At 42.7% G+C, this 26,172-nt stretch carries 24 protein-coding genes and 1 tRNA gene; 15 read left to right on the top strand and 10 right to left on the bottom strand.

Features of this window, described 5'->3' with window-relative positions:
* The first annotated feature begins 121 nt into the window (after window positions 1-121).
* The 7 genes from RNZ41_RS08405 (at window position 122) to bfr (RNZ41_RS08375) (ending at window position 5,199) form a co-directional block, all read left to right on the top strand.
* Window positions 122-2,146, top strand: coding sequence for a TonB-dependent receptor domain-containing protein (locus RNZ41_RS08405; protein ID WP_314027072.1), 2,025 nt, complete (start codon window positions 122-124; stop codon window positions 2,144-2,146).
* A gap of 84 nt (window positions 2,147-2,230) precedes the next feature.
* A complete protein-coding gene (locus tag RNZ41_RS08400; RefSeq protein ID WP_314027071.1) occupies window positions 2,231-2,377 on the top strand; it encodes a hypothetical protein in 147 nt (48 codons plus the stop codon).
* 239 nt (window positions 2,378-2,616) lie between these two features.
* Window positions 2,617-3,282 carry a MotA/TolQ/ExbB proton channel family protein gene (locus RNZ41_RS08395; protein ID WP_314027070.1) on the top strand — a complete coding sequence of 222 codons (666 nt, stop codon included), beginning with the start codon at window positions 2,617-2,619 and terminating at the stop codon, window positions 3,280-3,282.
* 47 nt (window positions 3,283-3,329) lie between these two features.
* Complete coding sequence (locus RNZ41_RS08390) at window positions 3,330-3,731, top strand: ExbD/TolR family protein (protein WP_036599719.1); 402 nt, start codon at window positions 3,330-3,332, stop codon at window positions 3,729-3,731.
* A gap of 76 nt (window positions 3,732-3,807) precedes the next feature.
* A complete protein-coding gene (locus RNZ41_RS08385; RefSeq protein ID WP_007116452.1) occupies window positions 3,808-4,011 on the top strand; it encodes a (2Fe-2S)-binding protein in 204 nt (67 codons plus the stop codon).
* Window positions 4,012-4,213: 202 nt separating this feature from the next.
* The gene (gene bfr / locus RNZ41_RS08380; protein WP_282850562.1) at window positions 4,214-4,693 is read left to right on the top strand and encodes a bacterioferritin; all 480 of its coding nucleotides are present in this window, start codon (window positions 4,214-4,216) and stop codon (window positions 4,691-4,693) included.
* Window positions 4,694-4,728: 35 nt separating this feature from the next.
* Window positions 4,729-5,199 carry a bacterioferritin gene (gene bfr, locus RNZ41_RS08375; protein WP_314027069.1) on the top strand — a complete coding sequence of 157 codons (471 nt, stop codon included), beginning with the start codon at window positions 4,729-4,731 and terminating at the stop codon, window positions 5,197-5,199.
* A gap of 275 nt (window positions 5,200-5,474) precedes the next feature.
* Here bfr (RNZ41_RS08375) and RNZ41_RS08370 read toward each other — a convergent pair whose 3' ends face one another.
* Window positions 5,475-6,473, bottom strand: a complete 999-nt coding sequence (locus tag RNZ41_RS08370) for a zinc-binding alcohol dehydrogenase family protein (protein WP_314027068.1) — start codon at window positions 6,471-6,473, stop codon at window positions 5,475-5,477.
* 551 nt (window positions 6,474-7,024) lie between these two features.
* Here RNZ41_RS08370 and RNZ41_RS08365 point away from each other — a divergent pair.
* From RNZ41_RS08365 to RNZ41_RS08355, 3 genes are all read left to right on the top strand, one after another.
* A complete protein-coding gene (locus RNZ41_RS08365; protein WP_065253682.1) occupies window positions 7,025-7,327 on the top strand; it encodes a putative quinol monooxygenase in 303 nt (100 codons plus the stop codon).
* A 404-nt stretch (window positions 7,328-7,731) separates the two neighbouring features.
* Window positions 7,732-8,415 (top strand): type 1 glutamine amidotransferase domain-containing protein, encoded by a 684-nt coding sequence (locus tag RNZ41_RS08360; protein ID WP_313078424.1) that lies wholly within the window; start codon window positions 7,732-7,734, stop codon window positions 8,413-8,415.
* Window positions 8,416-8,418: 3 nt separating this feature from the next.
* Window positions 8,419-8,718 carry a DUF1330 domain-containing protein gene (locus RNZ41_RS08355; RefSeq protein WP_065253684.1) on the top strand — a complete coding sequence of 100 codons (300 nt, stop codon included), beginning with the start codon at window positions 8,419-8,421 and terminating at the stop codon, window positions 8,716-8,718.
* A 237-nt stretch (window positions 8,719-8,955) separates the two neighbouring features.
* Here RNZ41_RS08355 and RNZ41_RS08350 read toward each other — a convergent pair.
* Both RNZ41_RS08350 and RNZ41_RS08345 read right to left on the bottom strand, forming a co-directional pair.
* Window positions 8,956-9,032: transfer RNA gene (locus RNZ41_RS08350), tRNA-Ile, on the bottom strand.
* Window positions 9,033-9,182: 150 nt separating this feature from the next.
* The gene (locus tag RNZ41_RS08345) at window positions 9,183-9,998 is read right to left on the bottom strand and encodes a phosphodiester glycosidase family protein (protein ID WP_099807664.1); all 816 of its coding nucleotides are present in this window, start codon (window positions 9,996-9,998) and stop codon (window positions 9,183-9,185) included.
* A 290-nt stretch (window positions 9,999-10,288) separates the two neighbouring features.
* Between RNZ41_RS08345 and ndk the strand changes: the two genes are divergently transcribed.
* From ndk to RNZ41_RS08320, 5 genes are all read left to right on the top strand, one after another.
* Entirely contained in the window at window positions 10,289-10,720 is a 432-nt protein-coding gene (gene ndk, locus RNZ41_RS08340; RefSeq protein WP_007116442.1) for a nucleoside-diphosphate kinase, read from the top strand.
* A 751-nt stretch (window positions 10,721-11,471) separates the two neighbouring features.
* Window positions 11,472-11,972, top strand: a complete 501-nt coding sequence (ispF, locus tag RNZ41_RS08335; RefSeq protein ID WP_050323953.1) for a 2-C-methyl-D-erythritol 2,4-cyclodiphosphate synthase — start codon at window positions 11,472-11,474, stop codon at window positions 11,970-11,972.
* Window positions 11,973-12,143: 171 nt separating this feature from the next.
* Window positions 12,144-12,482 (top strand): Grx4 family monothiol glutaredoxin, encoded by a 339-nt coding sequence (grxD, locus tag RNZ41_RS08330; RefSeq protein WP_007116440.1) that lies wholly within the window; start codon window positions 12,144-12,146, stop codon window positions 12,480-12,482.
* A gap of 63 nt (window positions 12,483-12,545) precedes the next feature.
* Window positions 12,546-14,648 (top strand): DNA polymerase III subunit gamma/tau, encoded by a 2,103-nt coding sequence (gene dnaX / locus RNZ41_RS08325; protein WP_314027067.1) that lies wholly within the window; start codon window positions 12,546-12,548, stop codon window positions 14,646-14,648.
* A gap of 228 nt (window positions 14,649-14,876) precedes the next feature.
* Entirely contained in the window at window positions 14,877-15,776 is a 900-nt protein-coding gene (locus RNZ41_RS08320) for a LysR family transcriptional regulator (RefSeq protein ID WP_096488551.1), read from the top strand.
* Window positions 15,777-15,879: 103 nt separating this feature from the next.
* Here the strand turns inward: RNZ41_RS08320 and RNZ41_RS08315 are convergent, their stop codons facing one another.
* From RNZ41_RS08315 to RNZ41_RS08285, 7 genes are all read right to left on the bottom strand, one after another.
* Window positions 15,880-18,195, bottom strand: a complete 2,316-nt coding sequence (locus tag RNZ41_RS08315; protein WP_314027066.1) for an esterase/lipase family protein — start codon at window positions 18,193-18,195, stop codon at window positions 15,880-15,882.
* Between the two features lie 200 nt (window positions 18,196-18,395).
* The gene (locus RNZ41_RS08310) at window positions 18,396-19,439 is read right to left on the bottom strand and encodes a tetratricopeptide repeat protein (RefSeq protein ID WP_314027065.1); all 1,044 of its coding nucleotides are present in this window, start codon (window positions 19,437-19,439) and stop codon (window positions 18,396-18,398) included.
* Window positions 19,440-19,684: 245 nt separating this feature from the next.
* Window positions 19,685-20,347 (bottom strand): 2-polyprenyl-3-methyl-6-methoxy-1,4-benzoquinone monooxygenase, encoded by a 663-nt coding sequence (gene coq7 / locus RNZ41_RS08305; protein WP_060996286.1) that lies wholly within the window; start codon window positions 20,345-20,347, stop codon window positions 19,685-19,687.
* A 175-nt stretch (window positions 20,348-20,522) separates the two neighbouring features.
* Window positions 20,523-22,664: a class I poly(R)-hydroxyalkanoic acid synthase gene (phaC, locus tag RNZ41_RS08300; RefSeq protein WP_314027064.1), complete on the bottom strand. Its 2,142-nt coding sequence runs from the start codon at window positions 22,662-22,664 to the stop codon at window positions 20,523-20,525.
* A 199-nt stretch (window positions 22,665-22,863) separates the two neighbouring features.
* On the bottom strand, window positions 22,864-23,460 hold the full coding sequence (locus tag RNZ41_RS08295) for a phasin family protein (RefSeq protein WP_314027063.1): 597 nt from the start codon (window positions 23,458-23,460) through the stop codon (window positions 22,864-22,866).
* A gap of 310 nt (window positions 23,461-23,770) precedes the next feature.
* Window positions 23,771-25,000, bottom strand: a complete 1,230-nt coding sequence (locus tag RNZ41_RS08290) for an acetate/propionate family kinase (RefSeq protein WP_314027062.1) — start codon at window positions 24,998-25,000, stop codon at window positions 23,771-23,773.
* A 20-nt stretch (window positions 25,001-25,020) separates the two neighbouring features.
* Window positions 25,021-25,935, bottom strand: a complete 915-nt coding sequence (locus RNZ41_RS08285; RefSeq protein ID WP_314027061.1) for a bifunctional enoyl-CoA hydratase/phosphate acetyltransferase — start codon at window positions 25,933-25,935, stop codon at window positions 25,021-25,023.
* Between the last annotated feature and the right edge of the window lie 237 nt (window positions 25,936-26,172).

Below are 26,172 nucleotides of genomic sequence, written 5' to 3'. Positions count from 1 at the left end.
ACTAGCGTTAGATATTCGAAAAAAGGGAAATAATTGGAAAAATTAATTGATAATGATTATCATTTATATTATTCTTACCGCTTTGTAACGCTTCTCTTTTTTTATATATCTGAGTGATTTTATGAATACTGCCAATGCTAGTTTACCGCCGCGTGGTGCTTTGCGCTATTTAAGTCTGTGTGTATTAACCACCCTTTATTCACCGTTGGCAACAGCGGGTGAGCCAGAACCCGTCACTACCTTGCAGACCATTACTTTTAATGCCCGTCAATATACCCCAGCAAAACAAACTGAGAATGTCCGCCATGAGACCTCAGTCAAGGTACAGCAAGCTGATTTACTCAATCAATATTTACCGACGGTTGCTGGGGTGAATGTCGGTGGCACGTCGGGGATGGATCAGCATATCTATATTCGCGGTTTGGGCTCAGACAATGCAGGCAGTGCCTTAAAAATCACCGTGGATGGGGTGCGCCAACCGGAAACGCGCGGCTTTCACCATGCCGGGATTAGTGGACTTGACCCAGATTTGTATAAAACAACTGAAGTGTCAGTGGGTAATAACTCGGTAACTTTGGGCAATAATGCCATCGGTGGCGGTGTGGCGTTTACCACGGTGGATGCACAAGACTTGCTACTACCTGATCAAAAAATGGGGGCAAAGGTTAAACTGGGCTATGCCAGTAACGATCAGCAATTTCAACGAAGTCTAACGACCTATGCCAAACCCAATGACCAGTTGGACATGATTGTGTCTTATAGTGAGCGTGACAGCGATGGCGGTGAAGATGGCAAAGGCAACCACATCCAAGGTGATGATATTACTATCAAAAATATACTAGCCAAAGTCAATGTGATGCCGGCAGAAGGTCACAAGATTACTGCCAGTTACCAAAGCTATGACAATGACGGCAACTATCCGTTTCGCCCCAATATCGGCTACCAAGCCAATTTACCCGCTAATATTCATCCTGGCTACACCAATAATGAAACCTATGCACTCGGCTATGAGTATAAACCGCATAGCAATTTTGAGCTAAACAGCAAAATTTATCATTTGACCAATGAATCGCTGTCGCAAGGACTGCGCGGAACGACCCCCATGCGTATAGCCACATCAGGCAAAACCGATGGCATGACGGCAAGTATCAAACAGCAACTGACGCAGCATCATGGTGACCATGCTTTGACCCATACGCTCAACTATGGGGTAGAAGGCTATAAAAAATCAGCGACGTTAGAGAGTAGTGATATCACAGAAGACGCTACCAGCGTAGGGGTGTACTTACAAGACCGAATCGAATTGGGACGATTTGCGCTGACGCCTGGCGTGCGCTTTGACCATTATAAGCCATCAGAGCGCTTAAGCAGTGACGACTATAATCAACTGTCGGGCGCATTGGCAGGGGAATTTAAACTAACGCCAAATCACAGCTTATTTGCCAGTTATACCCAATTGTTTAATGGGCCACCCTTGCCAGAAACCATTCACCAATCTGGGCAAACCTTCGTCAATAAAGACATCGAAGCAGAAACAGGCGCAAACGCAGAGCTCGGTATCAGTAGCCGTTTTCAAGGGGTGTTTGACAGTCAAGACAATATGTCGCTGACAGCCAAAGTCTTTGATACCCAGTATGACAATAAAATCGACCGCATAACAGGCATTGACTGTAGCACAGGCAACTCAGTGACAGACGGGCAATGTGCCAGCTACATCAATGCCGGCGAGACTACCGTTAAAGGCTATGAACTGAGCGCAAAATATCGGCTAAACAATATGCGCTTGAATGCAGGCTACGCCCATGCCAAAAGCGAAACCGAGCAAGGTTACCAACTCAACAAAGACTCAGGCGATCAGTTAAACCTTGGCTTTAATTATGACATCAATGACCGATTTAGCGTTGGAAGTGCCATCCGCCATGTCAAAGGTTTAACGCGTCGCACCAGCGCTACTGCCGTCGCTGATTTGCCAAGTTTTACCACCTATGATGTATTTGGTAGCTATCGTCCAAGCGCTTTACCGCAATTAACCGTAGATGCTGGTGTGTATAACCTTACGGATGCCTACTACTATGAGCACGTATCCAATACCGGTGATAAAGCCATGGGACGCAATGTCAAAGTAGCGCTAAGTTATCAGTTTTAAAATCAATGGGTGATACCCATCAGCATGATGGATTGCCCATTGCGGTTTAGCATTTTCATAAAATATTGCAGAAAAATTTTGCTTATGTCCAAAATCCAATTTTTTACCCGTCCTACTACCACAAGGTTTGGCGGGGTATCAAGACAATTGCCTAAGGTATTGATCGGTGTAACCGAAAACGGCATTTTGCGCAAGGTAGTCATCCTACTCGATACCGTAGGCTATCAATAATCTTGTGGTGATTTTGCCCAAGATAAAGCTAACACAAAGTGAAGATAAAAAAGTATGAGGTTTTAAAGTTAATTAATTTTAAAGTTACTTCATCTTAAAGTCATTTGATTTTAAAATTGCTGGATTTTAAAGTCGCTTGTTAAATTGAACCTAATTCTTAATATTTTTGTTGATAATGATTATCATTTATACTAACATTTAAAGTTAGTCTTTATATTTATCGTGTTATAGGAATGATTATGGATTTTGCAAATTACTGGCAATATACAGATGTAGTGACCAAGACGTTATTTTTTGTGTTAATTGCTTTATCGATGTTGTCTTGGATTACAGGCATTTTACGTATCTTAAATAGCCAAAAAATTGCCAAAACAGTGTCGCAAGATTTGACCCAGCAAATTTACCAACAGCAATCTCAACTTACTACCTTATCTCTAGACAATCAAAAATTGGTCACTGAGCAGCAGTTACTGCAACAGCTTAATCGCTACCGTTTTGCCAGTGAGCAGGGCTTAAATATCCTTGGTACGACCGCTGCCATTGCCCCTTTTATTGGGCTATTTGGTACCGTGTGGGGGATTTTTCATGCCTTAGATAGCATTGCTAAATCAGGTCAAGCCGGACTTGGTCAAGTCGCAGGACCGGTTGGGGAGGCTTTGATTATGACTGGGCTTGGGCTTGCGGTAGCGATTCCTGCGGTCATTATGTACAATGTCGTAGTACGAATCAATCGCAAAGCCATGCACCAAGCGAATGACACGGCGCATACCTTACTTGCCAACGTGTTGATGAATTCTTCCAGCCAAGTTACGCAAACTAGTTTAGCCGCTCAACCCCATTTGCAAACCAGCTCGCAGCCCAAGCAACAAACTAACGCCGCTGACTTAATGCTGAAAAACACCTAACCTTGACCCAACGCTAAACAGATAAATAAATAAACAGGGAATAACTTATGGCATTTCAACTCGGTGATGACGCTTCGACGGGCATGAATGAAATCAATCTGATTCCACTGATTGATATCATGCTGGTATTGATGATTATTTTTTTGGTGACGGCAACGGTAATCAATCCCAGTGTGCCGCTAAATTTGCCCAAAACCTCGGCACAAGTCAATGAAGCCCCGCCCAAAGTGATACAAGTAAGTATTGATAAAGATGGCAAGATTTTTTGGGATGATGCCAGTATCAGTTTGGCGCAGTTAAACACGCGCTTTGCCGAACAAGGCAAATTAAGCGAGACCCCAAGCATTCAGCTACGCGTTGATAAAGACAGCCGATATGATACCGTCGCGCAAATCCTAGCAATAGCGAGCGAAAACAAGCTAACCAAAATTGCGTTTGTCAGTGAATAGCCTGATTGAGAAAATTTTTATTGATAACAAGAATAGTTATCATTATTATATAAGAAAATTTATCAACGAGGTGCGTATGTTTGTGTGTATCTGTAATGCGGTCAAAGAAAGTCAAATCAAAACAGCCATTGAACAAGGTCATGACAGCTTAGAGGCGTTACAAGCTGAGCTTGATGTAGCTACTTGCTGTGGTGGCTGTCAGCCAATGATTGAAGGTTATCTCGAAGAGTACGCCCAAAGCATCAATAACTATACACACCTATTTATTGAAGTTGCTTAGTGTATTAATGTTGCCTAGTTTATTAAGTTGCCTAATGAGCTGTTAGCGCACACACCCAAACTTATTCATTAATCTCAATGAATGAGCGATTGAAAAATATTGTAAATTATTTGTTGCGGTGAATTGTTTTTAACGTCACTTTAATTTAGTATTTCAGATAATACCCAACCTTTGTTTCTGTTCATTTTTCAAGGATATACCCATGAAAGGCAGCCAAGCTGTTATTGATTATCTAAATTTCTTAATTAGTGGTGAACTGGGGGCTCGTGACCAGTACTTTATTCATGCGCAAATGTATCATGAATGGCATTATCTAAAACTTCATACGCGTATGCATCATGAAATGGAAGAAGAAAGCGATCATGCGCGTGCCCTAATCAATCGTGTATTGATGCTAGAAGGCACACCCAACATGAAAGTTGCCGATATCAACATCGGTCACGATGTGCCAAGTATGCTAAAAGCCGATCTTCAGCTTGAATATGCGGTTCGTCAACATCTCAAAGACGGCATTGCGCTTTGTGAGCAAGAGCAAGACTATGTAACCCGTGAGATTTTGGTCGCACAATTGGTCGATACCGAAGAAGACCATGCGCATTGGTTAGAGCAGCAGTTAAGACTGATTGATATGATGGGACTAGCCAATTATCTGCAATCTCAGCTCGGTGACATCTCTGAATAAGGCGACCAAGCAATAAGGCAACTAAGGTAAACATTATGCAAGTCGATAAAGAAATTCTAAGAGCGTTAAACCAAGTTTTGGGTCAAGCACTGATTGCTATCAACCAGTACTTCTTACACGCGCGTATCGCCAAAAACTGGGGACTCAGTGAACTCAATGAAAAATTGTATCATCAGTCGATTCATGAGATGAAATGGGCAGATGACCTCATTGAGCGTATCTTAATGCTAGCTGGTCTACCAAACTTGCAAGAACTTGGCAAAATTTTAATTGGTGAAAATGTCGCTGAAATTTTGCGTTGTGATTTGCAATTAGAGTATCAAAAAACTGACATCATCAAAAATGCGATTGCTTTATGTGAGCAGCAGCGTGATTTTGTCTCTCGCAAATTATTGGTCAAACTCAAAGACGGGAGTGAAGAACACATTGATTGGCTAGAAACGCAGATGGAACTAATGACCTCGATGGGTATCGAAAATTATACGCAAAGTTTATTAGATTCATAAAGCGTATTAGCGTGTTGGAATAACTGTATGAATCATCAATATACCCAAGCTGCGTTGATTTCTGTCATTTCTATATTGATGGCATGGCTTGTCATCATCTTAGTGGCAGTACTTTATTGATTATCGTTTTAGTTATTGAGTTTGGCATATTGGCACAGCCAAGATGATGAGTGATTTCGGCTGGCAGTTTTCGTTCCGCCAGCCGTTTGGTGAGTTACTTTAAGGGGCTTTTTACCCAAGATATGTTTTAAAATATGAGTTTTACAAGGTGTGTTTTAGAAGTTTTCTAGTACAATTTTGCCTTTTGACTTACCTGATTCAAGCAGCTTATGTGCTTTTTCCAAGTTTGCAGCGTTAATATTGCCTAGATTTTGGTTAAGCGTACTTCTAATTTTTTGCTGGTCAACTAATTGGGCAACCTGTTGCAACAGTTCACCTTGCTTTTCAATATCATCGGTTTCAAACATTGAGCGGGTGAACATCAACTCCCAATGGATAGAAATGGATTTAGTCTTAAACGGCATAATATCAAAGGTTTGTGGATCATCGATCAATCCAAGCTTGCCTTGTGGTGCAATCAGAGAAACTATTTGCTTGATATAGGTGTCTGTATGATTGGTAGAGAAGACGTATTTTGGTTTTTCAATGCCTAGTGCTTCGATTTGTTCGTTTAAATCTTTGCTATGGTCGATGACATGGTCGGCACCCAATGATTTTACCCAAGATTTCGTTTCTTCTCGTGACGCTGTGGTTATCACGGTCAGATTGGTTCTTGCTTTTAGGAGTTGGATAGCGATTGAGCCTACACCACCTGCACCACCAATAATTAAAATACTGCCAACGTCGGTTTCTGAAATTTGAAAACGATCGAACAGCATTTCCCATGCGGTGATAGCAGTTAATGGCAATGCTGCGGCTTCTGCATTAGATACTGTAATTGGTTTAAGACTGATAATTCGTTCATCGACTGCTTGAAACTCAGCATTACTACCATCTCGGGTTAAATCGCCAGCATACCAAACAGAATCTCCTACTTTAAACGAGGTAACTTTTGGGCCAACTTCGATAATTTCCCCAACGGCATCCCAACCTAAAATACGATTATTTGCTTCAGACGAATTTTTTCTCACTTTGGTATCAACTGGATTCACAGAGATTGCCTGAACTTTTACCAGTACATCACGTTCCTTAAGCGTAGGCTTCGCTTTTTCAATATCTACCAATGAATTTTTAAAATCATCATGGTTATTTATAACATACGATACGGCTTTCATGGATTTGTCCTTTTGTAATAGTGGATTTAATAGCGGGTTAGTTTAATCAAATTAAATTAAATGCAGTTTTTTTAGTGTATTGCAGGCAGGCTTGCTTAGGTCAGGCAGCCTAATCTGGTAGAATTAATGAAAGATAGTCGATATTCTGAGTCTATGCTAAAGGTGCAAGGTCAAGGGCGCTAGTTAAGGTCATAGCTTTTGCGCCTGTGTTTTCGCCAAAAATAGCCGTTGGTAAAATGCCGTCATTTATTGTTGTACCAGTGTACCCAATCAAAGGTGGCGAGTGCAACATCATTTACACCTTATCACTTATGCTTGTTTCTTTGTTATGGTTAAAGCAAGGTTATAGTTAAAGCACAAGCATAAAGGAAGTAATATCAGTATCAAATTTAAGCTGATACAGACATTCCCCACGACCTAAAGCATAAATGTTTATGTAACCTTTATACAACAAAGCTATGCGCTAAAGCCGTTTGACATGAATATAACAGTGGTTTAGACTCAATTTTGATGCTAGTCAATGTCGGCTAGTCAATATTGGAGTATTAGTGATGGTTAAAACCGCTTTATATGTCCGTCTTGAAGCTAAACCAGGTAAAGAACAACAAGTAGAAGATTTCCTAAAAGCTGGTCTGCCTATCGTCAATGAAGAACCTGCCACAGTTGCATGGTTTGGTCTACGCCTTGGCCCTTCAACCTTTGGTATTTTTGATGCATTCCCTGATGAAGCAGGTCGCGAGGCTCATTTATCGGGCAAGGTTGCCGCCGCTTTGATGGCTCAAGCAGATGAACTATTTTCAGAACCGCCTTCTATTGAAAAAGTAGATGTGTTGGCGAGTAAACTACCAGGTTAGACTGATGCTTAAATTCTCTAAAGCGCTGCCTGTCATTTGATATTCTAGATGATACGCTACGTAGCGTTTTATTGCATCAGTCTAGTTAAATCAGTCAACTAGCTAGTCGTTGATGCCGTTTTTTACCTATTTTTTATCATCACGCCTCGCTGACTAAATATACGTCAGAACGCTATTTTCTAAACTAGCCAATATCAAGCAGCCTGTAGGCTTAATTTCACACGTTTTGTCAATGCTATCAAGAATGCAAGGCTATTAAATAACAGCTACTCAATAATGGCTACCAGATAACAGCTATCAAATAACGGGTTAATTTGCTCGGTATTTTGCATTTTGCACATACGAACTATCGCTGTGCTCATGTAGCAATAACCCAAATTCTAAAAACTATCAGAGAAAATAACATGAAAATTTTACTTGTTCTGACCTCACATGACAAACTCGGCAATACTGGTAAGAAAACAGGTTTTTGGCTAGAAGAACTTGCAGCACCGTATTACACCTTTATTGATGCGGGTGCTGAAGTTACCCTAGCGTCACCTCAAGGGGGGCAGCCACCGCTAGACCCAAAAAGTAACTTAGCCGATGCACAAACTGAAACCACGCATCGCTTTGAAGCAGATCCCGTGGCAATGCAAGCGTTGGCACAGACCCATAAACTTAGCGAAATTTCTATCGCTGATTATGATGCCGTGTTTTACCCAGGCGGGCATGGTCCATTGTGGGATTTGGCAGAAGACCCGATTTCAATTGCTCTGATTGAACAAGCGATTGAGTCAGGAAAACCCGTTGCGACAGTTTGTCACGCCCCAGGTGTTCTTCGTCATGTAAAAACCAGTGATGGCAAGCCTTTGGTTAGCGGTAAATCTGTGACGGGTTTTACCAATACTGAAGAAGAAGCAGTAGGATTGACCGAAATTGTACCGTTTTTAGTCGAAGATATGCTCAAAGAAAAAGGTGGTCATTATTCTAAAGCGGGTGACTGGCAAGTGTATGTCCAAGTAGATGGTTTACTAATTACTGGACAAAATCCTGCTTCTTCTGCTGCAACCGCCAGCGCACTGCTTGAATTGTTAAATAAGGAGTAGCCCATGTCTGCGTATGTGGTATTTACCCGTGAGCAAACTACAGACGCTGAGGAACTGGCGCAATATGCACAAAAAGCGCCGCTTGCTCGTGAAGGTCGTGAGCTAACACCCTTGGCTTTTTATGGTCAATTAGAAGTGCTTGAAGGCAATGAAATTGAAGGCGCTGTTATTCTACGCTTTCCTGATATGGCAGCCGCGCGAGACTGGTATCACAGTCCCATCTATCAAGAAGCATTACAACATCGCCTAAAAGGGGCAAATTATCGTGCCTTTATCATTGAAGGTGCCGAAGAAACACTATAAAAAGCACCACTGTCAAATGCTAAACTACGAGTTAGTTGATGGGAATAATCGTTGGGGGATTCATTCAGACTATCAAAACCGAATAGCAGTCAAAAATAAGTAATAATCAAAAATAACTAACATCAGTACGGATTTAAAATAGTGATTCATATCGACGTAATCTGCTTGCTATTTAATCACTAAAATTTAAAAAATAAAAAACCACTGAGGATTAATGCACCTAAGTGGTTGTTTATATGGTGGGCCCACACAGACTTGAACTGTGGACCAAAGGATTATGAGTCCTCTGCTCTAACCAACTGAGCTATAGGCCCGAAAGGGTAGTGTCGCAAATATTGCTAAGCAAATTTGTCAAAACTAGGCTGATTATAATACCTTAAAAAATTATTTTTGCAATGTGGAAATGGATAATTTTATGCAAAACGCTGATTAAATCAGCATAAACTTGTCTCACCGAATACGCATTATTTGTCTTGTGTCACCGCAATCATTACACCCATATATTTATTGTCATTGCGTGACAGCGTCTGACTATACAATGCCGAGGCACTACCGCCATCCAAAAACAACGCATTGTCACAACCCAATTGCGATTTGAAAAAATCGGCAAACTCATAAAAGCTGACAGGGGTATCGCTTATCACAAATTTGACGCGGCTAGGATTGCGACCACACACGCCAACACCATTGCGGTATTTTCTCGAGGTACTATTGGCATCAAATGCCGGATGGATGTTACCATCGATGACCAGCATGGGTCCAGATTGGGTGGCGAAGGTCGGTTTTGCTCCGCTTGCCAGTTTTTTTGCCATGCTTTGACTTTCAGTGATATAAAAACCTTGATGGTCTTGCCAAAATACCCCGTTAGGCATTAGGTGAAAGTTGCCGCCGCCCTGCTTGAGATTTAGGGCTCGGATTTGTTTGCCATTGATGACCGTATACCCAATCGGCGCAAAATTGCCATCGTACATCCCTGCATTCATCGCAAACAACAAGGTTTTGGTAGGTTGCTGGCTTGCCAAATAATCGCGAAGGGTAGTAAAGGTGAGTAATAATGGGTGGCTCGCGGACGAGGGATTTTGCCAATGTAGTGAAAAATTCGCCGCGTTTTTAGCATCAAGCTCGCAGATACTATAGTCGAACGGCTGGCTTTTTCGCTGACAATCTGGCATGGTTTTGACAGTAAACTGACGTGCCAAACCGATACTTGCCACCAATAATAGCGCCAAGCATAGGCTGACAACAGCCGCTTGTGTTTTTGTGATATTTAAGAGCGTCATACCATTGAGAGAAAATTTAAGCTATTGGCTATTATATCATTTGCGTATCACAGAATATATCCGCCATTTATTACAAAAAACTTGTTTAACTTGATATTCTCGCAATTTCGACTTAACAGTGATGAATTAAACTAGTTTTTGCCCGCAATATCATTATAATAGGCAACTAAGAACAGCACCCCGTGCTTATTCAAATCGCGATTTGACAGAGCCATCGGGCAGGGTAAGGACTGTTTTTACAGTTTCTCACACTTAAAATCTACTTCCCTTCAATTTTAAAGGAAATTAACATGGCCATTGAACGTACGTTATCAATTATCAAACCTGACGCAGTTGCCGGCAACCACATTGGCGAAATCTACAGCCGTTTTGAAAAAGCAGGCTTAAAAATTGTGGCAGCAAAAATGTTGCATTTAGACAACGAAAAGGCGGGCGGTTTCTATGCTGAGCACAAAGAGCGTCCGTTTTACAATGATTTAGTCTCTTTCATGACTTCAGGTCCAGTGGTCGTATCAGTACTTGAAGGGGAAAACGCAGTGGCTCACCACCGTGAAATCATGGGCGCTACCAACCCAAAAGACGCCGCTGAAGGCACGATTCGTCGTGACTTTGCTAACAGCATTGATGAAAACGCGGTTCACGGTTCAGACTCAACCACATCTGCAGCCCGTGAAATCAGCTACTTTTTCAATGACAATGAAGTTTGCCCACGTACGCGTTAATCTTAACATAACAAAAAACGGCTTAAATTTTAAGCCGTTTTTTTATTGCCTATCACTCAGATGATTTATCATTAAAAAGCAGCAATGCAAAAATAAGGATGCAAAATTAATATTAATAGTTTTATTAAGGAAACTAAAGAAACTTAATTTAACAATTCATAACAAAGAGCACATAGAGCACCGGGGCAAATACGCTAAAATAAATTCAGAAGGATATAAAAAACACAAATTTTTTTGATTAGGATAAAAAGAAAAAAAGCCATAATGTAGTATTATGGCTCACCTAAGCAGGACAAAGAAGAAGAAAGAAACAATAAAAATAACAACAAATAGTGCATTACCCACCCCCATCAAGCTCCCCACTTGATGGGTTTATTTTTATATTATATAACGTTATATAATAAAATACTATAGTAATTTACTAGGATTTATCAATTTTTTTAGACGTTATACGGAAAATCTCGTTTGACACCCAATTTTTAATTCAAGCAGTGATAGTAGCTGGTTATGCCAAGTTTTTAGTCAAAGTCTTTATTCGAATGCTATCCAAAGTCGTTATCAAAAATTTTTAATCTAAGCTGTTATTCAAAGCTTTGATTTAAGGTAGCCTAACTACTTGTAAATCATACTTTAACCGTTAAAATAGAGTCCACTAAAACAGTCACTGTTGAAACTGTTAGAATAGACACCGCTAAACCACACACAATAGCTCCCCAAAATCACGACAGCAAGATAAAAAATAGGATTAACCATGATAAGAATCGGTCAGGGCATTGACGTCCATGCCTTTGTCAACGACGGCACAGAAAACCAATTTATAACATTAGGCGGGGTGCAAATTCCTCATACCCACAGTTTGCTTGCCCATTCTGATGGCGATGTGGTGTTACATGCGTTGTGTGATGCGTTGCTTGGTGCATTGGCACTGGGCGATATTGGGCAGTTTTTCCCGGATACCGATGAGCGTTTTCGCAATATAGATTCGACCATTTTGCTAAACCAAGTGTACCAATTTATCCAATCAAAAGGCTTTGCGCTTATCAATGCCGATATCACTATCATGGCGGAGCGTCCAAAACTATTGCCTTATCGTACCGAGATTCAATCGCGTATTGCCGGTGTCATGGGCTGCGCGGTTGACCAAATCAGCGTCAAAGCCACCACGACTGAAAAGCTTGGGTTTACCGGTCGTCAAGAAGGGATTATGGTGAGCTGCGTGGTGTTGCTTGAACAAGTGACTTCATCAAATTAATAGAATTTGCGGGTGATATTGCTGCTGACTTTTTTGGGGTGGGCATCTTGAATGCTTACTTTCGATAACCATTATAGCGTATAATAGCAACCCTGCACTCATTATTAGTGAGTCAAATTCTAGCTGTGAAGATAGCGCTCTACTTTAAAGGGCCTGACAAAGGAATTTCATATGACTGATATGAACCAAACTGACATCGAACAAACCATCCGTGACCAAATCGCTCAACACAGTGTATTGCTTTATATGAAAGGCACGCCACAGTTCCCACAATGCGGTTTTTCTGCGCGTGCGGTGGATGTGCTAACCCAAATTGGTCGCCCATTTGCGTTTGTCAATATTCTTGAAAACCCAGAAATCCGTGCAACTTTGCCACAGATTGCTAACTGGCCAACTTTTCCACAATTATGGGTGGCAGGTGAGCTGATTGGCGGCAGTGATATTATCTATCAAATGTTCCAAGACGGTGAATTACAACCCCTAATTGAAGCCAATAGCCCAGCGGTTTAGTTTTACTACGAGTGGGTTAAGGTTATTTCTTTTTAACGTTTTTGTTGTCATGTATCCATAACCATGTATCAAGTCCTAGCACGCAAATATCGTCCAAAAAACTTCCATGAGCTGCTGGGACAAGAACATGTGTCCAAAGCATTAATCAATGCCATCCATAACCAGCGGTTGCATCATGCGTATCTATTTACGGGTACGCGCGGCGTCGGCAAAACTACCATTGCGCGTATTTTGGCAAAATGTCTCAACTGCGAAACAGGGGTGACAAGCGAGCCTTGTGGCGTATGTGGGGTATGCCAATCCATCGATAGTGGTCGCTTTATTGATTTGATTGAGATTGATGCGGCATCACGTACCAAAGTTGAAGATACCCGTGAATTACTCGACAACGTACCCTATGCCCCGACGCAAGGTCGCTATAAAGTCTATCTAATTGATGAAGTGCATATGCTATCGACGCATAGTTTTAATGCGCTACTCAAAACCCTCGAAGAGCCGCCAGCGCATGTGAAGTTTCTGCTTGCGACCACAGACCCACAAAAACTGCCCATTACCATCATCTCGCGTTGTCTGCAATTTGTACTCAGACCTTTGCCGCAAGTCGCGCTCGCTGAATATCTTGGCACGATTCTGAACAAAGAACAAATCAGCTACGAGCCTGATGCCTTATGGCAGCTATCGAGCAGTGCCAAAGGCTCCGTGCGCGATGCATTGTCACTGACAGATCAAGCTATTGCGTTTGGCAATGGCAATGTCACAGATGAAGTGATTCGCCAGATGCTTGGTTTAATTGACCAAGCCGATGTCATCGCTATCCTTGCCAATATTTATCAGCAAAATACCCAACAGTTGACGCAGGCCATTCAGCTTCTGCGTGAGCAGGTGGTGGATGCCAAAGCCGTATTTGACAGGTTGGCTGAGACGCTGCATCAATTGGCTATTTTGCAGGCCTTGCCAAATTTTGATTTGCAAATCAATCGCCAGCAAAGCGAGCAATTGCAACAACTGGCTCAGCAGTTACCCGCAGAGCTATTACAACTATATTATGACATTGTGGTAAAAAGCCGTGAAAACTTGGCATTAGCCAATACGCCGATGCAAGCGCTAGAGATGTGTTTGCTCCGCTTGATGGCGTTCAAGCCGCTGCATCGTAATCAAATCCCGCTTCGTCATCCAATCGCTAGTAACCCTGATTCTCAAAGTCCCGATTCTCAAAGTCCTGATTCTCAACTTGTTGACACAACGCCTAGCGAATTAATGCAAGCTGCAAAGTCTTCAGTGGTGGCTGAAGATAGCTTACAAGTAACCTCCGAGCAGAGTGATAATAACTTATCGGATAACAATCTGCTCAAATCTGCGCCAAACGTTGCGAGCGTTGATAGCCTTCAACAAATCATTGAACAAGGCATTGAACAACAGACATTTGATGATACCCATTTAATATCTAACGATACAACCGCGGCAAGTACCACCGCAGGGCAAACTCCAACCAGACTAGACGATGCCAATCGCTTATCTGATTTGCAATCAAGCGATAGTCATCATGAAATTACTGCGCCAGACATCGTTGCAGAGTCTGGCAACACGCCTAGCATTGTCACAGAAGATAGCGCATTGATAAAAAACAATGCGCCAGCGCCAGTCGCCATAGCTACCAATGTCAATGTTAATGTTGACCATTCCCACCACACTATGGCGGCAGAGGGGAGTGATATTGCTAATGTATCGCCCCTGGCATTACTCAAACCCACTCATGTAACCCTTGAAGGCGAGTGGACACCTGCCAAATGGGATTATTGGGTGTTTAATGCCCGTGAGCAAGGCTGGCTCGATGAGGATGAATTAGTGCTTGCCAAGCGCGGGGTGATGACGGGCGACATTCATGGGGTCAGCCAATTTGTCACTGAACAAAGCTTTTTGACCCATACCGCAACTTTTGATAATTTTTGCCAAAAACTTCGACAGCTTTTTAAGGGTATTGATATTCGTTTGGCGGAGTCGGCAAGTAATTTTCAAGCGCTAGAGAAATTAAAACCAGAAGCGCTACAAGAAGCCCGCGAAAAACTAGCGTTACAACAAGCTACCCATCAGCTTGAACAACAAGCAGTTACGCAGGCACTGTTGCAGCAACACGCCTCGATTAGCTCTGTTAAGTTAATTCAATAAGTCAATTTAATTTATATAAATTCTAATTTTTACTTTTTTAACGGATGAATAATTGAGGGAAACCAATATTTGTTAAGAAAATCAATAAAATACAATATTAAATAATTGAAAAAAATATTAATAATTTTAGTTAATAAATCCCGATGTCGTTTAATTTATCTTGCTAATAACGTATAATACATCAGCTTTTAAAAGCGACTTTGATTAAGTGATAAAATTGGGTGAAATATGCTTGATAATTTAAGAGGCATGGCGGTTTTTGCAAGTGTTGTACGTCATGGTTCATTTAGTGGTGCTGCAAAAGAACTGGGCATAACAACAAGTGCGGTTAGTCAACAAATCCGCTCGTTAGAAAACGATATGGGTGTGGTGTTATTGCATCGCTCAACTCGTAAGTTAAGCTTAACGGAAGCAGGTACTAGTTTTTATGAGAGTGCCAAAGATGTGGTTGCGGCAGCCGAACAAGGTCGTATCCGTGTCAATCAATTACGCGATGAGTTAGCAGGGAACTTACGCATTGCGACCACGCCAGAATTGGGTGTGAATCATATTTTACCGGCGCTGTCGACTTGGATTTCGGCGCATGATGATTTAACCATCCATTTTGAAGCGGACAATCAGTATGTTGACTTAATTGAAGAGCGTATCGATATCGCCCTTCGGATGTCACCAAACCTTAATGACAGTAGTTTATCGGCGTTTCCTTTGACCGAGGTACGTCAGCTGCTGGTGGCTTCACCGCATTTTTTACGTCAAAATGAAAAATTGACCGAGCCAAAAGATTTGGCCAAACTCAATATGATTGGCATTAGTCTTATCAAAGATCCCAATCAAGTTGATATGATCAATGTGGAAACAGGTAAAAAATCACGCGTGCGTATGCCAACGCGTATTCAAACCAACAACATTATGCTTGCCACGACCCTTGCTAAAGAAGGGCATGGCGTTGCCCGTATCATGTCACTAGATATCCAAAAAGAATTGGCAAATGGCGATTTGGTGGAAGTATTGCCAGGTTACCAATTACCAAGTTATATGCTGTATGCGGTAACACCTAGACATGAACAACAACCTGCGAAGGTGACGCGCTGTCTTGAAGTGTTGACCAAGTATTTTGCTAAAGTTTAGCGGTTGGACTGTTAGTAGTATCAATAATTAGTAGCAATAAACAGTTTAATAGAAAGCGAATAGTGAAGGCTATTCGCTTTTTTATTGATGCTGATAGTGACATTCAAGGCTGTCTGTCAGGCGGCGCTTGGGTGACGCCATAGCGAGCGAGTTGTTGATGTAGGATGCGACGCAACTCCAAAATCGCCTGCGGGCTAGTATGGACATTGTGGCGCCCGGTAAGCACTTTTTCAGATTCCACGCCTTCTAAATGCGAGCTGTTGTACGGCACAATACCATCGGAGACACGGTCGGTTGCGCCATATTTCACCGATTCTAAGAGTTGCTTTTTCTCATCCAGACTTTGTTTGGCTTGCGCCAGACTCGTGGTGTTATACAGATTGGTCTCTGTGGCGGGTTTCACGGTCGCGGTTGTATTGTCATTTTTCAAAGATGTTATGGATGCGGATACATCATCAGTAGTGCTATTGGCTGCCTTAGCGGTAAACTGATTGAGCGCATTGGACAAATCCTTATCATCAGTGGCGATGATGTTATTGACGGTAACATTGGGCGCGATTTTGACATCTGCCGTTAATTGGTTAAAGTAAGAGTGGCTGCTCAACTGGCTGGCGCCATTTTCCAAAAATAGCTGTGCCAGCGGATTGCTTGAAACCACCCCTTCAGTAAATAACGAATTTAAATTGCTATACACGGTGCGGATAAACCCTGCCGGTAGCGAGATGATACGGCGCAAACTGCGAGTAAACCAGCGATCGGCATAATCGGTACCGCGAAATGGTGAAGAGATAAAAATCGCGCGGTCGACTTGCGGCAGCGCTTGCAGTTTGAAGCGGTCACTGAGCGTTTTGTTTTGCGCATGACGGACAAATGCGGCGTAGTCCGCTGAAAAATTATTCATCTGTGAGTAATTGGCAACCAGCGATTCGACTTTGGGCGTTAAGTCATCATTTGATACCAACAAACGCCCAATCACCCCACCCATACTATGACCAATCAGCACCGAATGTTGACTGGCAACGTCCTGCTGCTCAGGATCGACGGTTTTAAAAGTGCGTTCAATCAAGTCATAAATTTGGTGTCGGTTTTCTAGCATCGGGATATTGGTTGGATAAAAAATCTGCCAAACTTGGAAATTTTCGCGAAGTTTTGGGTCATTAAAAATGTCATTCGTCAGTCCAATCCAAGTTTCAGGACTCGATGCCAACCCATGCATCATGATAATCACGCGCTTATTAGGATTGTAAGGCTCAAGCATAAATAAATGCGGCTGGGTCTGCTGATAGGGCGAGGAAAACATACTAAAATAACTGATATTGCCTAGGCGATTGTCCTGTGACCATAAGCCATAGGCTGCCGAAAAATTCGCCGATAGTGCAAAATCTTTGTTGAGTATAGAGACACTTTTAAAGTGATAGGGATCATAAATATTGAGCGAAAAATCGGTGGTTTTTTGCAACTCATCAATGGTATTGCCTTTGGGCATCAACACCGCGGTCATAGGCAAATGCCCTGTTTGGTGGATACGTTCTTCTAACGGTGTATCATTGGCATAGTGTTGCAACAAGTCAATAATCACCGCCGTATTGATGCGCCTATTGAGCAGCGCCACATAATTGATGCCAAAGCCATCGCGGCGACTGATGGTGTTAAATTTTGATAAATCAATCTGGTAGCTTGAGATCAACTTCATCGATGCCGATTTATCAGTAAACGGTTGTCCATTGATACTGACACGCAGGTTGTTGCGAGTGATTTGATAATTTTCTGCCATTTTTTGATGATACAGGCGATCACCTAACGCATCGATGGCAGCGTAATACAAATCCTGAATTTGGGTATCGCGTTGTTTTGGCAGATAATACAATTGTGACGGTTGTTGATTGACGACGGTTGGATTGAGGATATCGTACATCAAATAAATGTAAGAAAACCGAATCGATTGCAGCATATCGTCTTGAAAGGCAGTGCTACAAGAGATTTCATCGGGTTTGGGCGCTACAACGTCGGTCTTGCCAACCAAATCTTTGGCATAGTCTGTAGCCAAATCTTTTGGCGGATTGGTACAAGTTTTGGCTTGCTGGCGCTGCTGGGCAGAGGCGTAAAACAGCTCACTAATTGCGCCATAAATCCCTTTATCGGTATTAAGATCTGCTTGCTTGAGCGTCACTACACAGGCAGGCATATTTGCCAAGCATTTCTCTTCATCTAAACCTGCCTGCACTAAACGGCTTTTGGTGTCAGAACTCAAGCGGTTGCCCGATAACACGCTGACGCGCTGATCTATGATGGCTCTTGCAGTATCGCGGCTACCGATTTTGGTGGTGGCGCAGCCACTAAGGGTGATGATAGTAACCAATGTCGTCGCTGTGATGAGAGACTTTTGACAAAATCTAGTAGATTGGTTTGTTAGCGGCATGGTGATTTACTCGGCTAAAATAGAGCAAAAAAGAATAGAGCAACAATGGATATCGCAAAAAAAATGCAGCGCAAAAAATCTGCCTATCACTGAATGATAGGGTGAAAAAAATCACCATGCTAAAATTCAACTATGATGGTGAATTAGCATGGTGACTTAGCAGTGATATTAAACCACGGCTAGGGTATGAACGCAAAAAATTATTGAACGACTTTTGCAGGGATATCCCAAATATAGTATTTACCGCTATCAATGATGCGTAATTGTTCATCGATATACGGATTGTCTGGGTTTCTGGCTTTAAATTCCGTTAACCGTTGAATGGCGCGGTCTTTTTTGTCATCCAGCAAATCTGCTTGTGCCAAACTTTGCGTAGCTTCTAAATAGCCCATTTTTTCGGCTTTTTCTAAGTACTTGGTACCTTCTTTAAAGCCGCCACCCTCAGCGAGCATTGCGCCATATAAAAAGTTGGCTTCTGCTGTGTCATTGAGCCTCAAAGCACGGGCGATATAATTGCCTGCACGCACGGCATAATCCGAACCCAAATCCAGGTTGCGACCCATGGCATTGAGTTTTGCTGCCCGCAGTAGCACCTCATAGGAGGCATTTGGGTTTTGTGCATAGCTTTCAATCCATGCGGTCAAAGATTTGAGTCGCTCAGTGGCATTGTAGCGCTCAGTACGGCTTGAAAAAACAGGTGGGTAATGACGCGCCATTGGGGTAACATAAGTAATAAAATCGTCTAACACGCTGACATCTAACTGTGTACTGTTATCCGTGGTTCGTGGAATCAAAACGGTTTTTACTGTTGAGATATTACTAAGCGTTAAAGCCGGTAGCGGGATATTGGCAAAGTTTTGCGCTGAAATATCCGTGCCTACCAATTGTACGCTGTTGGTAGATGGATACATCACGTTGGCAACCGTTGGGGCGGTCAAAACAGGCACTATCACTGAACCTGTATTTGAGGTGGCTGACGGGGGTGTCGTTTGCGGGGTAGTATTCTTCACGCTATTACTGACCGTATCAGCCGATTTTTCGGTTGATTTGTTGGTAGTTTTGGCTTTGGTCACCGTGGTTTTTTTAATGGCTGTTGTCTGGGTAGCGGGTTTTGCCGTGGTGGTTTTGGTGGTGGTCGTCTTGGTTGTTGTTTTTGCGGTTGCCGTTGCAGCCATCGCTACAGTGGCATTGGTTGCCATCAAAATAGCTAAGGTATATGTTAGGGGTTTTACCATGTGAGTCATTGAAATTTCCTTAAAAAATTGGGTGGGATGGATTGCAAAAATCAGTCAGCTTATCCCATAGCAACAATGTAAAGCAATAATGTAAAAATACTATCAAAAAAAAATAAAGTTATTGTTATATTTTTACGCGAAAAAAGCGCGATTAAGCAAGGTTATAGCAATAAACACGCCAGCCAACGATTGAGGCTGTCAGTCGCGCTCATTTAAACACGCTCGGTTAAGCACGCTTAGTTAAAGATTCTCAGTTAAATATGATACGCCACCGTTTTCATGCAGTTAGCCAAAAAACGCATCGTAGTTTTGATGGGTAGTGGCAATGGGCTGGCGCCTGATTCGACTGCTTTATCACGGTGATGTAATTCTTCTTTATCCATTTGGCTTAAAATCTCAGCACTGCGTTTATCTTGTGCAGGCAGCTTACCAAGATGGCTGTGCAAATGCTCGCTGACTTGGGTTTCTGTCTCTGCGACAAACCCCAGACTAAACTCATCAGAAATCAATCCTGCTACCGCACCCATGCCAAACGATAGCCCATACCAAAGCGGACTAAAAATACTGGGATGGCTACCCAATTCATTTAACCGCGTCTCACACCACACCAAGTGGTCAATCTCCTCTAGCGCAGATTGGTGCATGGCTTTTTTGACCGTTGCTTGTTTGGCGGTAAATGCTTGACCGTGATACAGTCCTTGCGCGCACACTTCGCCAGTATGATTGATACGCATGAGACCCGCGACATGACGCGCTTCTTCCACGGAGAGTTTTGGCACATCGGGGCTAGAGACAGGCAAAGGACGGGTGCTAAGATTGCTGTTTGGAATAAACGAGCGAATCGCCCGATCAAAGAAGACAATATTGCGGTCTAATTTACTGAGGGATAGGTTGTTTTGTGCTGGTTCAATCGACATAGGCGCTCTATTCAAAGTGTTTCTAATCGCTATTATGCGCAGAATATGGCGTTAATTCTACTCAATATCACAACTTTTGACTAGCAAATCTATGTAGCTGATGGGCGATTTGGCTATTTCATAAAAAGCCCGTGATAGGCTAGGCAATCACGGGATGTTGTGTGGTAACGATATATTATACTGGTGGTAATTGTGAACGGTAAGCTTCTGCAAAGTTATGACCCGTTAAGGCTTCAGTCGCTTTGACCGTGACATAGCTACCTGGGGCATCGCCATAGGTTGGGATTTCTTTACCTTGGCTATTTTGACCGACAACACGGGCATTGATTTCGTTGCCCTCAAATGGTTTGATCCAGTCATGCCATCTTGTCCACCATGTGTCTTTAACATAGGTGGCGTCTTTGTACCATTGGTCAGCGTCCGCAGTGTAGTTATCATTGGTGTAGTAACCATATTTGCTACCTGGGGGGTTCATGATACCTGCAATATGACCTGATTCCCCCAATACAAAGACTTTTTCACCACCGAATACTTGCGTGCCTGGGTAACAGCTTTTCCATTTTGCGATGTGGTCTTGCAAGGTTGCGACCATAAACACGGGAATTTTAACTTTTGATAAGTCAATTTTCACGCCGTCAATTTCAACCCCACCCGGTTTACGCAGCAAGTTGTTGATATAGAACTCACGCAGTAGAAAATGGTGCAGCGCAGCGGTCACGTTGGTACAGTCTGAGTTCCAGTATAACAAGTCAAAAGGTACAGGACGCTCACCTTTTAGGTAGTTTTGTACGTAGTAGTTCCAGTATAGGCTGTTCTCACGGAGTAGGCTAAATGACACGCCCATCATGCGACCATCAAACACGCCTTTGTCAGCGTTTTGCTTGTCAATCGCCGCAACGATTTTGTCATCGATAAAGACACCGATATCACCTGGATCTGAGAAGTCAATAATAGTCGCCCAAAGTGTCGCACTGGCAATGCGGCTTTCTTGCTTGGTCGCGGCAAGATAGCCTAGTGTCAATGCGGTCAACATACCCCCAATACAATAACCTGTAATATTGATGGTTTTTTCACCTGTGATGGCTTCAATTTGATCCATCGCTGCAAGCACACCGTCTTTCATGTAAGTGCTCATGCCAACATTTTTGTACTCAGGCGTCGGGTTCGCCCAAGAGATCACATAAACCGTATGACCTTCGTTGACAGCCCAATGTACAAACGAGTTGTTCTCACGTAAGTCCATGATGTAGAATTTGTTGATCCAAGGTGGCACCATAAGCAACGGACGTTGTTTTACTTTTTCGGTTAAAGGGTCATACTGGATAAGCTGCATCATGTGGTTTTCAAATACCACTTTTCCTTTTGAAGTGGCGATATTATCACCCACTCGGAACGCACTCTGGTCAGTCATACGGATATTGAGTGTATCAGCGCTGTTACCCATGTCCTCAGCCAACTGCTTCATACCTTGAACCAAATTTTGACCCCGACTTTCGATGGTCAAACGTAGTACTTCTGGGTTGGTCATTAAGAAGTTGGTTGGGGCTACTGCATTGATCCATTGGCGGGTAAAAAAAGCCAAACGTTGACGGGTTTTTTCATCAATGCCTTCAACGCCATCAATCGCATCCATCATCGCTTGGGTGGTTAATAAATAATACTGTTTGAGGAAGTTAAAAATAGGATTGTCTTCCCATTCTTCATCATTAAACCGTTTATCGCCTTTTTCAGGGCTTGCCACTGGGTCGATTTTTTTACCGGCAAATTGCTGTAGCGTGTTTTGCCACAAGTGCATTTGGTCTTTGAACAACTGCAATTGGTCTTCAACCATCGTGCCTGGGTGATTGGTCACCATTTGACCCATTTTACGCCAGCCATCCATTAAGTCCATCATGATGGAGGTATTGGTGTACTGCGGCGCTTGGTTGGCACGCATCGACTGCTGTGCAATTTGTTGGCTCAGTTTGGTCATATTACCAAAAAATTCGCTATAGAATTCACCAACCGCAGGATTGTAAGGCGGAATACTAGAGGCCATGTGAACAAACGGATTGGTTTTACTCAAAAAATCCAGCGGATTTTGCGGCAGATCAAAGGCGTTGGTTGCAAAGTTGTTAAAAGGATTGCTACCAAAACCAAATGCATTATTGCCAAACGGAAAATTGGCAAATGGCGTGTAGCCAAAAGCATTGGTGGTATTGGTATTCTCTGCGCCTTGGGTATTGGAAGTATTGCTATTTGAAGCGCTATTTGAAGCATTGTCGCTTGAGGAATGGGCATTCGCTCCTTGATATTGGGTGTCTTTATTGTCTGCCATGATAAATCCCGTTATTATAATGTGCTTGATAAGAATTCGTTGTGAATATACACGCTTACTTAAAAATATGGTGGATTAGGCATCTGTCTAATCCACCACTTTTATAAATTCATAAGCCGCCATTCATCTATCAGGTAAAACATAAATAGCTGTTTATAAATGATACAGTCTTAAGAATGACTACGATGCATCAAACTGATTATTTTGCTGCAGGGGTTGTTTTTGCTGCAGGTTTTACCGCTTCGCTATTTTGTGTTTGTGCTGCATCATTAGCGGTGCGGGTTGCCGCAGCAGTCACGTTAGTCGCAGCTTTGTTCATGTTTTGGGTGGTTTGTTTAACCGCTTCTGACATTTGGTTTGCCGCTTTGTGCATGTTTTCGTTTACTTTGCGGTTAAAGTCTTCTGCCGTTTTTGATGCGTTGCTAGCGGCGCTTTGCATGGCATCTTGCATGCTTGATGCATTTTGGCTGTAGATTTCATTCATCGCTGACATGACTTCATTACGGATTTCGTTGCCAAGCTCAGTCAAACGCTGTGCATCTGACAACATTTTTTGACCCAATTGGTTGAGCAGCTCAGTTTGTTTTTGGTTGAAGCTTGAAGCCGCTTCTGGAGAGTCAACAGAAGAAACATTGCGAAGTTGCTCAAGACCCATTTCTGAGTAATGACGCATTGTTTCTAAAGAAAAGTCTGTCATTTTTTCTGCATTTCGTAACATCGCTTGGTTGAAGCGTGACCATGGTGCATACAGTTGACGTGAACTATCTTTCATTTTATCCATAAAATCGTTGTTCATAATTGACCTCATTAGGCTATCAGAAAAAACAAGAAAGGTTTAAACACCACCAAATTACAATCCATCTTTTAATCAAAAATATCACTAAAATGAATGTGATAAGCTTTAAGCATAGTATGTTTGCTTGATATTACAATATCATGAAAAAATGCTAAATTAAACCTTATTACTCGCTTAAAAGTAAAAAACAATCATAATTTATGTTAATATTTGTAATAACATAATCAAACCTACAATGAAAGTAGGGAATAGATAAAAATCGGTTATATCTGATGCGCTATTGTGGACATAAGTAAAGAGTTAGTAGCTTTTACGCATCAGTTTCGATCGTGATTGCATGCTCAAGTGATAAGGCCAATTCAAGTTGCTCATCGGTCAATATGACATAAATTTGTTTGTCATCATCTGAGTTGATTCGTAAAATCGGCACATCAATACGGCCATCGATATTTTTATCCGCATCCAGACTAAAACCTAAAAAATCGAGTTGTTCGACAATCATCTGACGGATAATTGCCGACTGTTCACCTATACCTGCGGTAAAGATAAGCGCATCACAGCCTTTCATACTAACCATCAGGCTTGCGATTTCTTTGGCGGCATGCGTGGCAAAATACGCCAATGCAAATTTGGCGCGTGGGTCATCGCTAGCGAGCAAATCACGCACGTCATTGCTAATTTCAGATAAACCAAGCAAACCCGACTCTTTATATAGGCATTGGTTCATTTGCTCGAGCGTCCAACCTTGCTCGACCATATATAAAATCACCCCAGAATCCAAATGACCCGGACGGGTACCCATTGGTACGCCATCTAATCCACTAAAGCCAAAGGTACTGTCTTTCGACTCGCCATTGTCGACCGCGGTGATACTACAGCCACTACCCAAATGCGCGATGATTAAGCGTTTTTTGGCAATCTTTGGGAGATAAGTTTCAAGTTTACGCATAATCGCCTGATACGATAAACCATGAAAGCCATAACAGCGCACGCCTTGATCGCGCAGCGTTTTTGGCAGCGCATAGCTAGACCAAATCTCTGGGCGATGGTAGTGAAAGGCGGTATCAAAGGCAGCGATGTGCACCAGGTTTTTATCCATGGCTTGCAGCGCGTTGACCACAGATAGGGCAGGAGGCTGATGTAGCGGACAAATCGGTGATAACTCCACCAAATGCGCCATCACTGTCTCGTTGATCACCACAGGAACATGATAGCGTTTGCCACCATGAACCACTCGGTGGATACAGACAATGTCACGCGCGGGAAAGGCCTGTCTAACACGAGTAAACAAGCTTACCGCGGTGTCTGTAAGGCTATCTTGGGGTTCCCAGTCAGACAAAGATTGTGGCATGGCGTGCCAGACTTTGTTTTTGGTTTTTAGATTGATATTGACATCAAACAAGGGTGACCACGCGAGCGGGGATGAATCGACTGCCTTAGCGGTGTCATACGCCGCCATTTTGATAGTCGCTGAACCCACGTTAAAGGTTACCACAATCGGGTGAGTCGAGTCAGTATGCCTCATGACAGAATCGTTCATGCTAGTCACCTTAATTCACATCAAGCTTGTTTACGCTTTTGCGCAACGTAGGCACCAAGGGCAATAGAATACAGGCGGTCGAGTTCGTCATCCGAACGGCTGGTCAACACAATCGGCACTTTTGAACCCATGACAATACCAGCGGCTTTGGCTTCGCCCAAATAAATTAACTGTTTACCTAGCATATTGCCCGCTTCTAAGTCAGGTACCAGTAAAATATCGACATCGCCGGTGACAGGGGAGTGGATATGTTTGATATCCGCAGACTGTTGGCTAATCGCATTGTCAAACGCTAGTGGCCCATCAAGCAATGCACCGGTGATTTGACCACGGTCTGCCATTTTGCATAACGCCGCGGCATCAATGGTCGATTGCATTTGCGGTTTAACTTCTTCAACCGCTGCCAAGATGGCTACTTTAGGCTGCTCAATGTCCAGCGCGTGCGCAAAATCAATCGCATTTTGCAAAATGTCTTTTTTGGTCAGCAAATCTGGCACCACGTTGAGTGCACAATCGGTCAAGGTCAAAAGTTTGTGATACGTGGGACTTTCCATTAACCACACGTGGCTCATACGACGCTCGGTGCGTAGATTTTGGGTTTTATCGACCAAGACACCCATTAACTCATCGGTATGCACCGAACCTTTGATGATAAAGTCGGCTTGCTGTTCACGAACCATTTTTGCGGCGATTTCAACCGCGTCATGGCTATGCTCAGCATCCACTAACGTAAAGCCTGAAATATCTAAATTGGCGTCAGTAGCGGCTTTTTCGATTTTGTATTTTGGACCGACCAAAATCGGGGTGATGATGTGGTGCTGATGTGCTTGGATACAAGATTGCAAGATGATATCGGTAGTAGGGTGCACCACTACGGCAGGGACAGGGGAGACAAAACGCCCTTGTGCTAAAAGCTGCGAAAGTTTGGTTAACATCGTGTTGCCCTTATGAGTTGACGTAAATAACACTGAGCACTCAGGTTTTGATTAAGCGAGCGGTAAACATTGAAGTAGTATTACCCAATGACATGACAGCAAGATGAATCGGTTTATAAATCGATTGTTACGATGGGTTTGCCGCACCGCTTAGCTTATTAGCTTAGCTTATCTTAACTTATCTTAACTTATCTTAACTTATCTTAACTTGATTTGGCTTTACTTGGCTTAACCAAG

Source organism: Moraxella sp. DOX410 (assembly GCF_032248735.1).
Classification (GTDB): Bacteria; Pseudomonadota; Gammaproteobacteria; order Pseudomonadales; family Moraxellaceae; genus Faucicola; species Faucicola tetraodonis.
The sequence above is the reverse complement of the archived record's forward strand: the minus strand, read 5'-3'. Positions and strand labels throughout refer to the sequence as shown.

Coding starts and splice junctions, on each gene's coding strand:
- RNZ41_RS08390 (WP_036599719.1), top strand. CDS start 3,330: ATGGCATTTCAACTCGGTGATGACGCTTCGACGGGCATGAATGAAATC.
- dnaX (WP_314027067.1), top strand. CDS start 12,546: ATGTATCAAGTCCTAGCACGCAAATATCGTCCAAAAAACTTCCATGAG.
- RNZ41_RS08285 (WP_314027061.1), bottom strand. CDS start 25,935: ATGTTAACCAAACTTTCGCAGCTTTTAGCACAAGGGCGTTTTGTCTCC.
- RNZ41_RS08385 (WP_007116452.1), top strand. CDS start 3,808: ATGTTTGTGTGTATCTGTAATGCGGTCAAAGAAAGTCAAATCAAAACA.
- RNZ41_RS08295 (WP_314027063.1), bottom strand. CDS start 23,460: ATGAACAACGATTTTATGGATAAAATGAAAGATAGTTCACGTCAACTG.
- RNZ41_RS08400 (WP_314027071.1), top strand. CDS start 2,231: ATGTCCAAAATCCAATTTTTTACCCGTCCTACTACCACAAGGTTTGGC.
- RNZ41_RS08360 (WP_313078424.1), top strand. CDS start 7,732: ATGAAAATTTTACTTGTTCTGACCTCACATGACAAACTCGGCAATACT.
- ispF (WP_050323953.1), top strand. CDS start 11,472: ATGATAAGAATCGGTCAGGGCATTGACGTCCATGCCTTTGTCAACGAC.
- ndk (WP_007116442.1), top strand. CDS start 10,289: ATGGCCATTGAACGTACGTTATCAATTATCAAACCTGACGCAGTTGCC.
- phaC (WP_314027064.1), bottom strand. CDS start 22,664: ATGGCAGACAATAAAGACACCCAATATCAAGGAGCGAATGCCCATTCC.
- RNZ41_RS08365 (WP_065253682.1), top strand. CDS start 7,025: ATGGTTAAAACCGCTTTATATGTCCGTCTTGAAGCTAAACCAGGTAAA.
- coq7 (WP_060996286.1), bottom strand. CDS start 20,347: ATGTCGATTGAACCAGCACAAAACAACCTATCCCTCAGTAAATTAGAC.
- RNZ41_RS08315 (WP_314027066.1), bottom strand. CDS start 18,195: ATGCCGCTAACAAACCAATCTACTAGATTTTGTCAAAAGTCTCTCATC.
- bfr (WP_282850562.1), top strand. CDS start 4,214: ATGAAAGGCAGCCAAGCTGTTATTGATTATCTAAATTTCTTAATTAGT.
- RNZ41_RS08345 (WP_099807664.1), bottom strand. CDS start 9,998: ATGACGCTCTTAAATATCACAAAAACACAAGCGGCTGTTGTCAGCCTA.
- RNZ41_RS08405 (WP_314027072.1), top strand. CDS start 122: ATGAATACTGCCAATGCTAGTTTACCGCCGCGTGGTGCTTTGCGCTAT.
- RNZ41_RS08370 (WP_314027068.1), bottom strand. CDS start 6,473: ATGAAAGCCGTATCGTATGTTATAAATAACCATGATGATTTTAAAAAT.
- RNZ41_RS08310 (WP_314027065.1), bottom strand. CDS start 19,439: ATGACTCACATGGTAAAACCCCTAACATATACCTTAGCTATTTTGATG.
- RNZ41_RS08395 (WP_314027070.1), top strand. CDS start 2,617: ATGGATTTTGCAAATTACTGGCAATATACAGATGTAGTGACCAAGACG.
- bfr (WP_314027069.1), top strand. CDS start 4,729: ATGCAAGTCGATAAAGAAATTCTAAGAGCGTTAAACCAAGTTTTGGGT.
- grxD (WP_007116440.1), top strand. CDS start 12,144: ATGACTGATATGAACCAAACTGACATCGAACAAACCATCCGTGACCAA.
- RNZ41_RS08355 (WP_065253684.1), top strand. CDS start 8,419: ATGTCTGCGTATGTGGTATTTACCCGTGAGCAAACTACAGACGCTGAG.
- RNZ41_RS08290 (WP_314027062.1), bottom strand. CDS start 25,000: ATGAACGATTCTGTCATGAGGCATACTGACTCGACTCACCCGATTGTG.
- RNZ41_RS08320 (WP_096488551.1), top strand. CDS start 14,877: ATGCTTGATAATTTAAGAGGCATGGCGGTTTTTGCAAGTGTTGTACGT.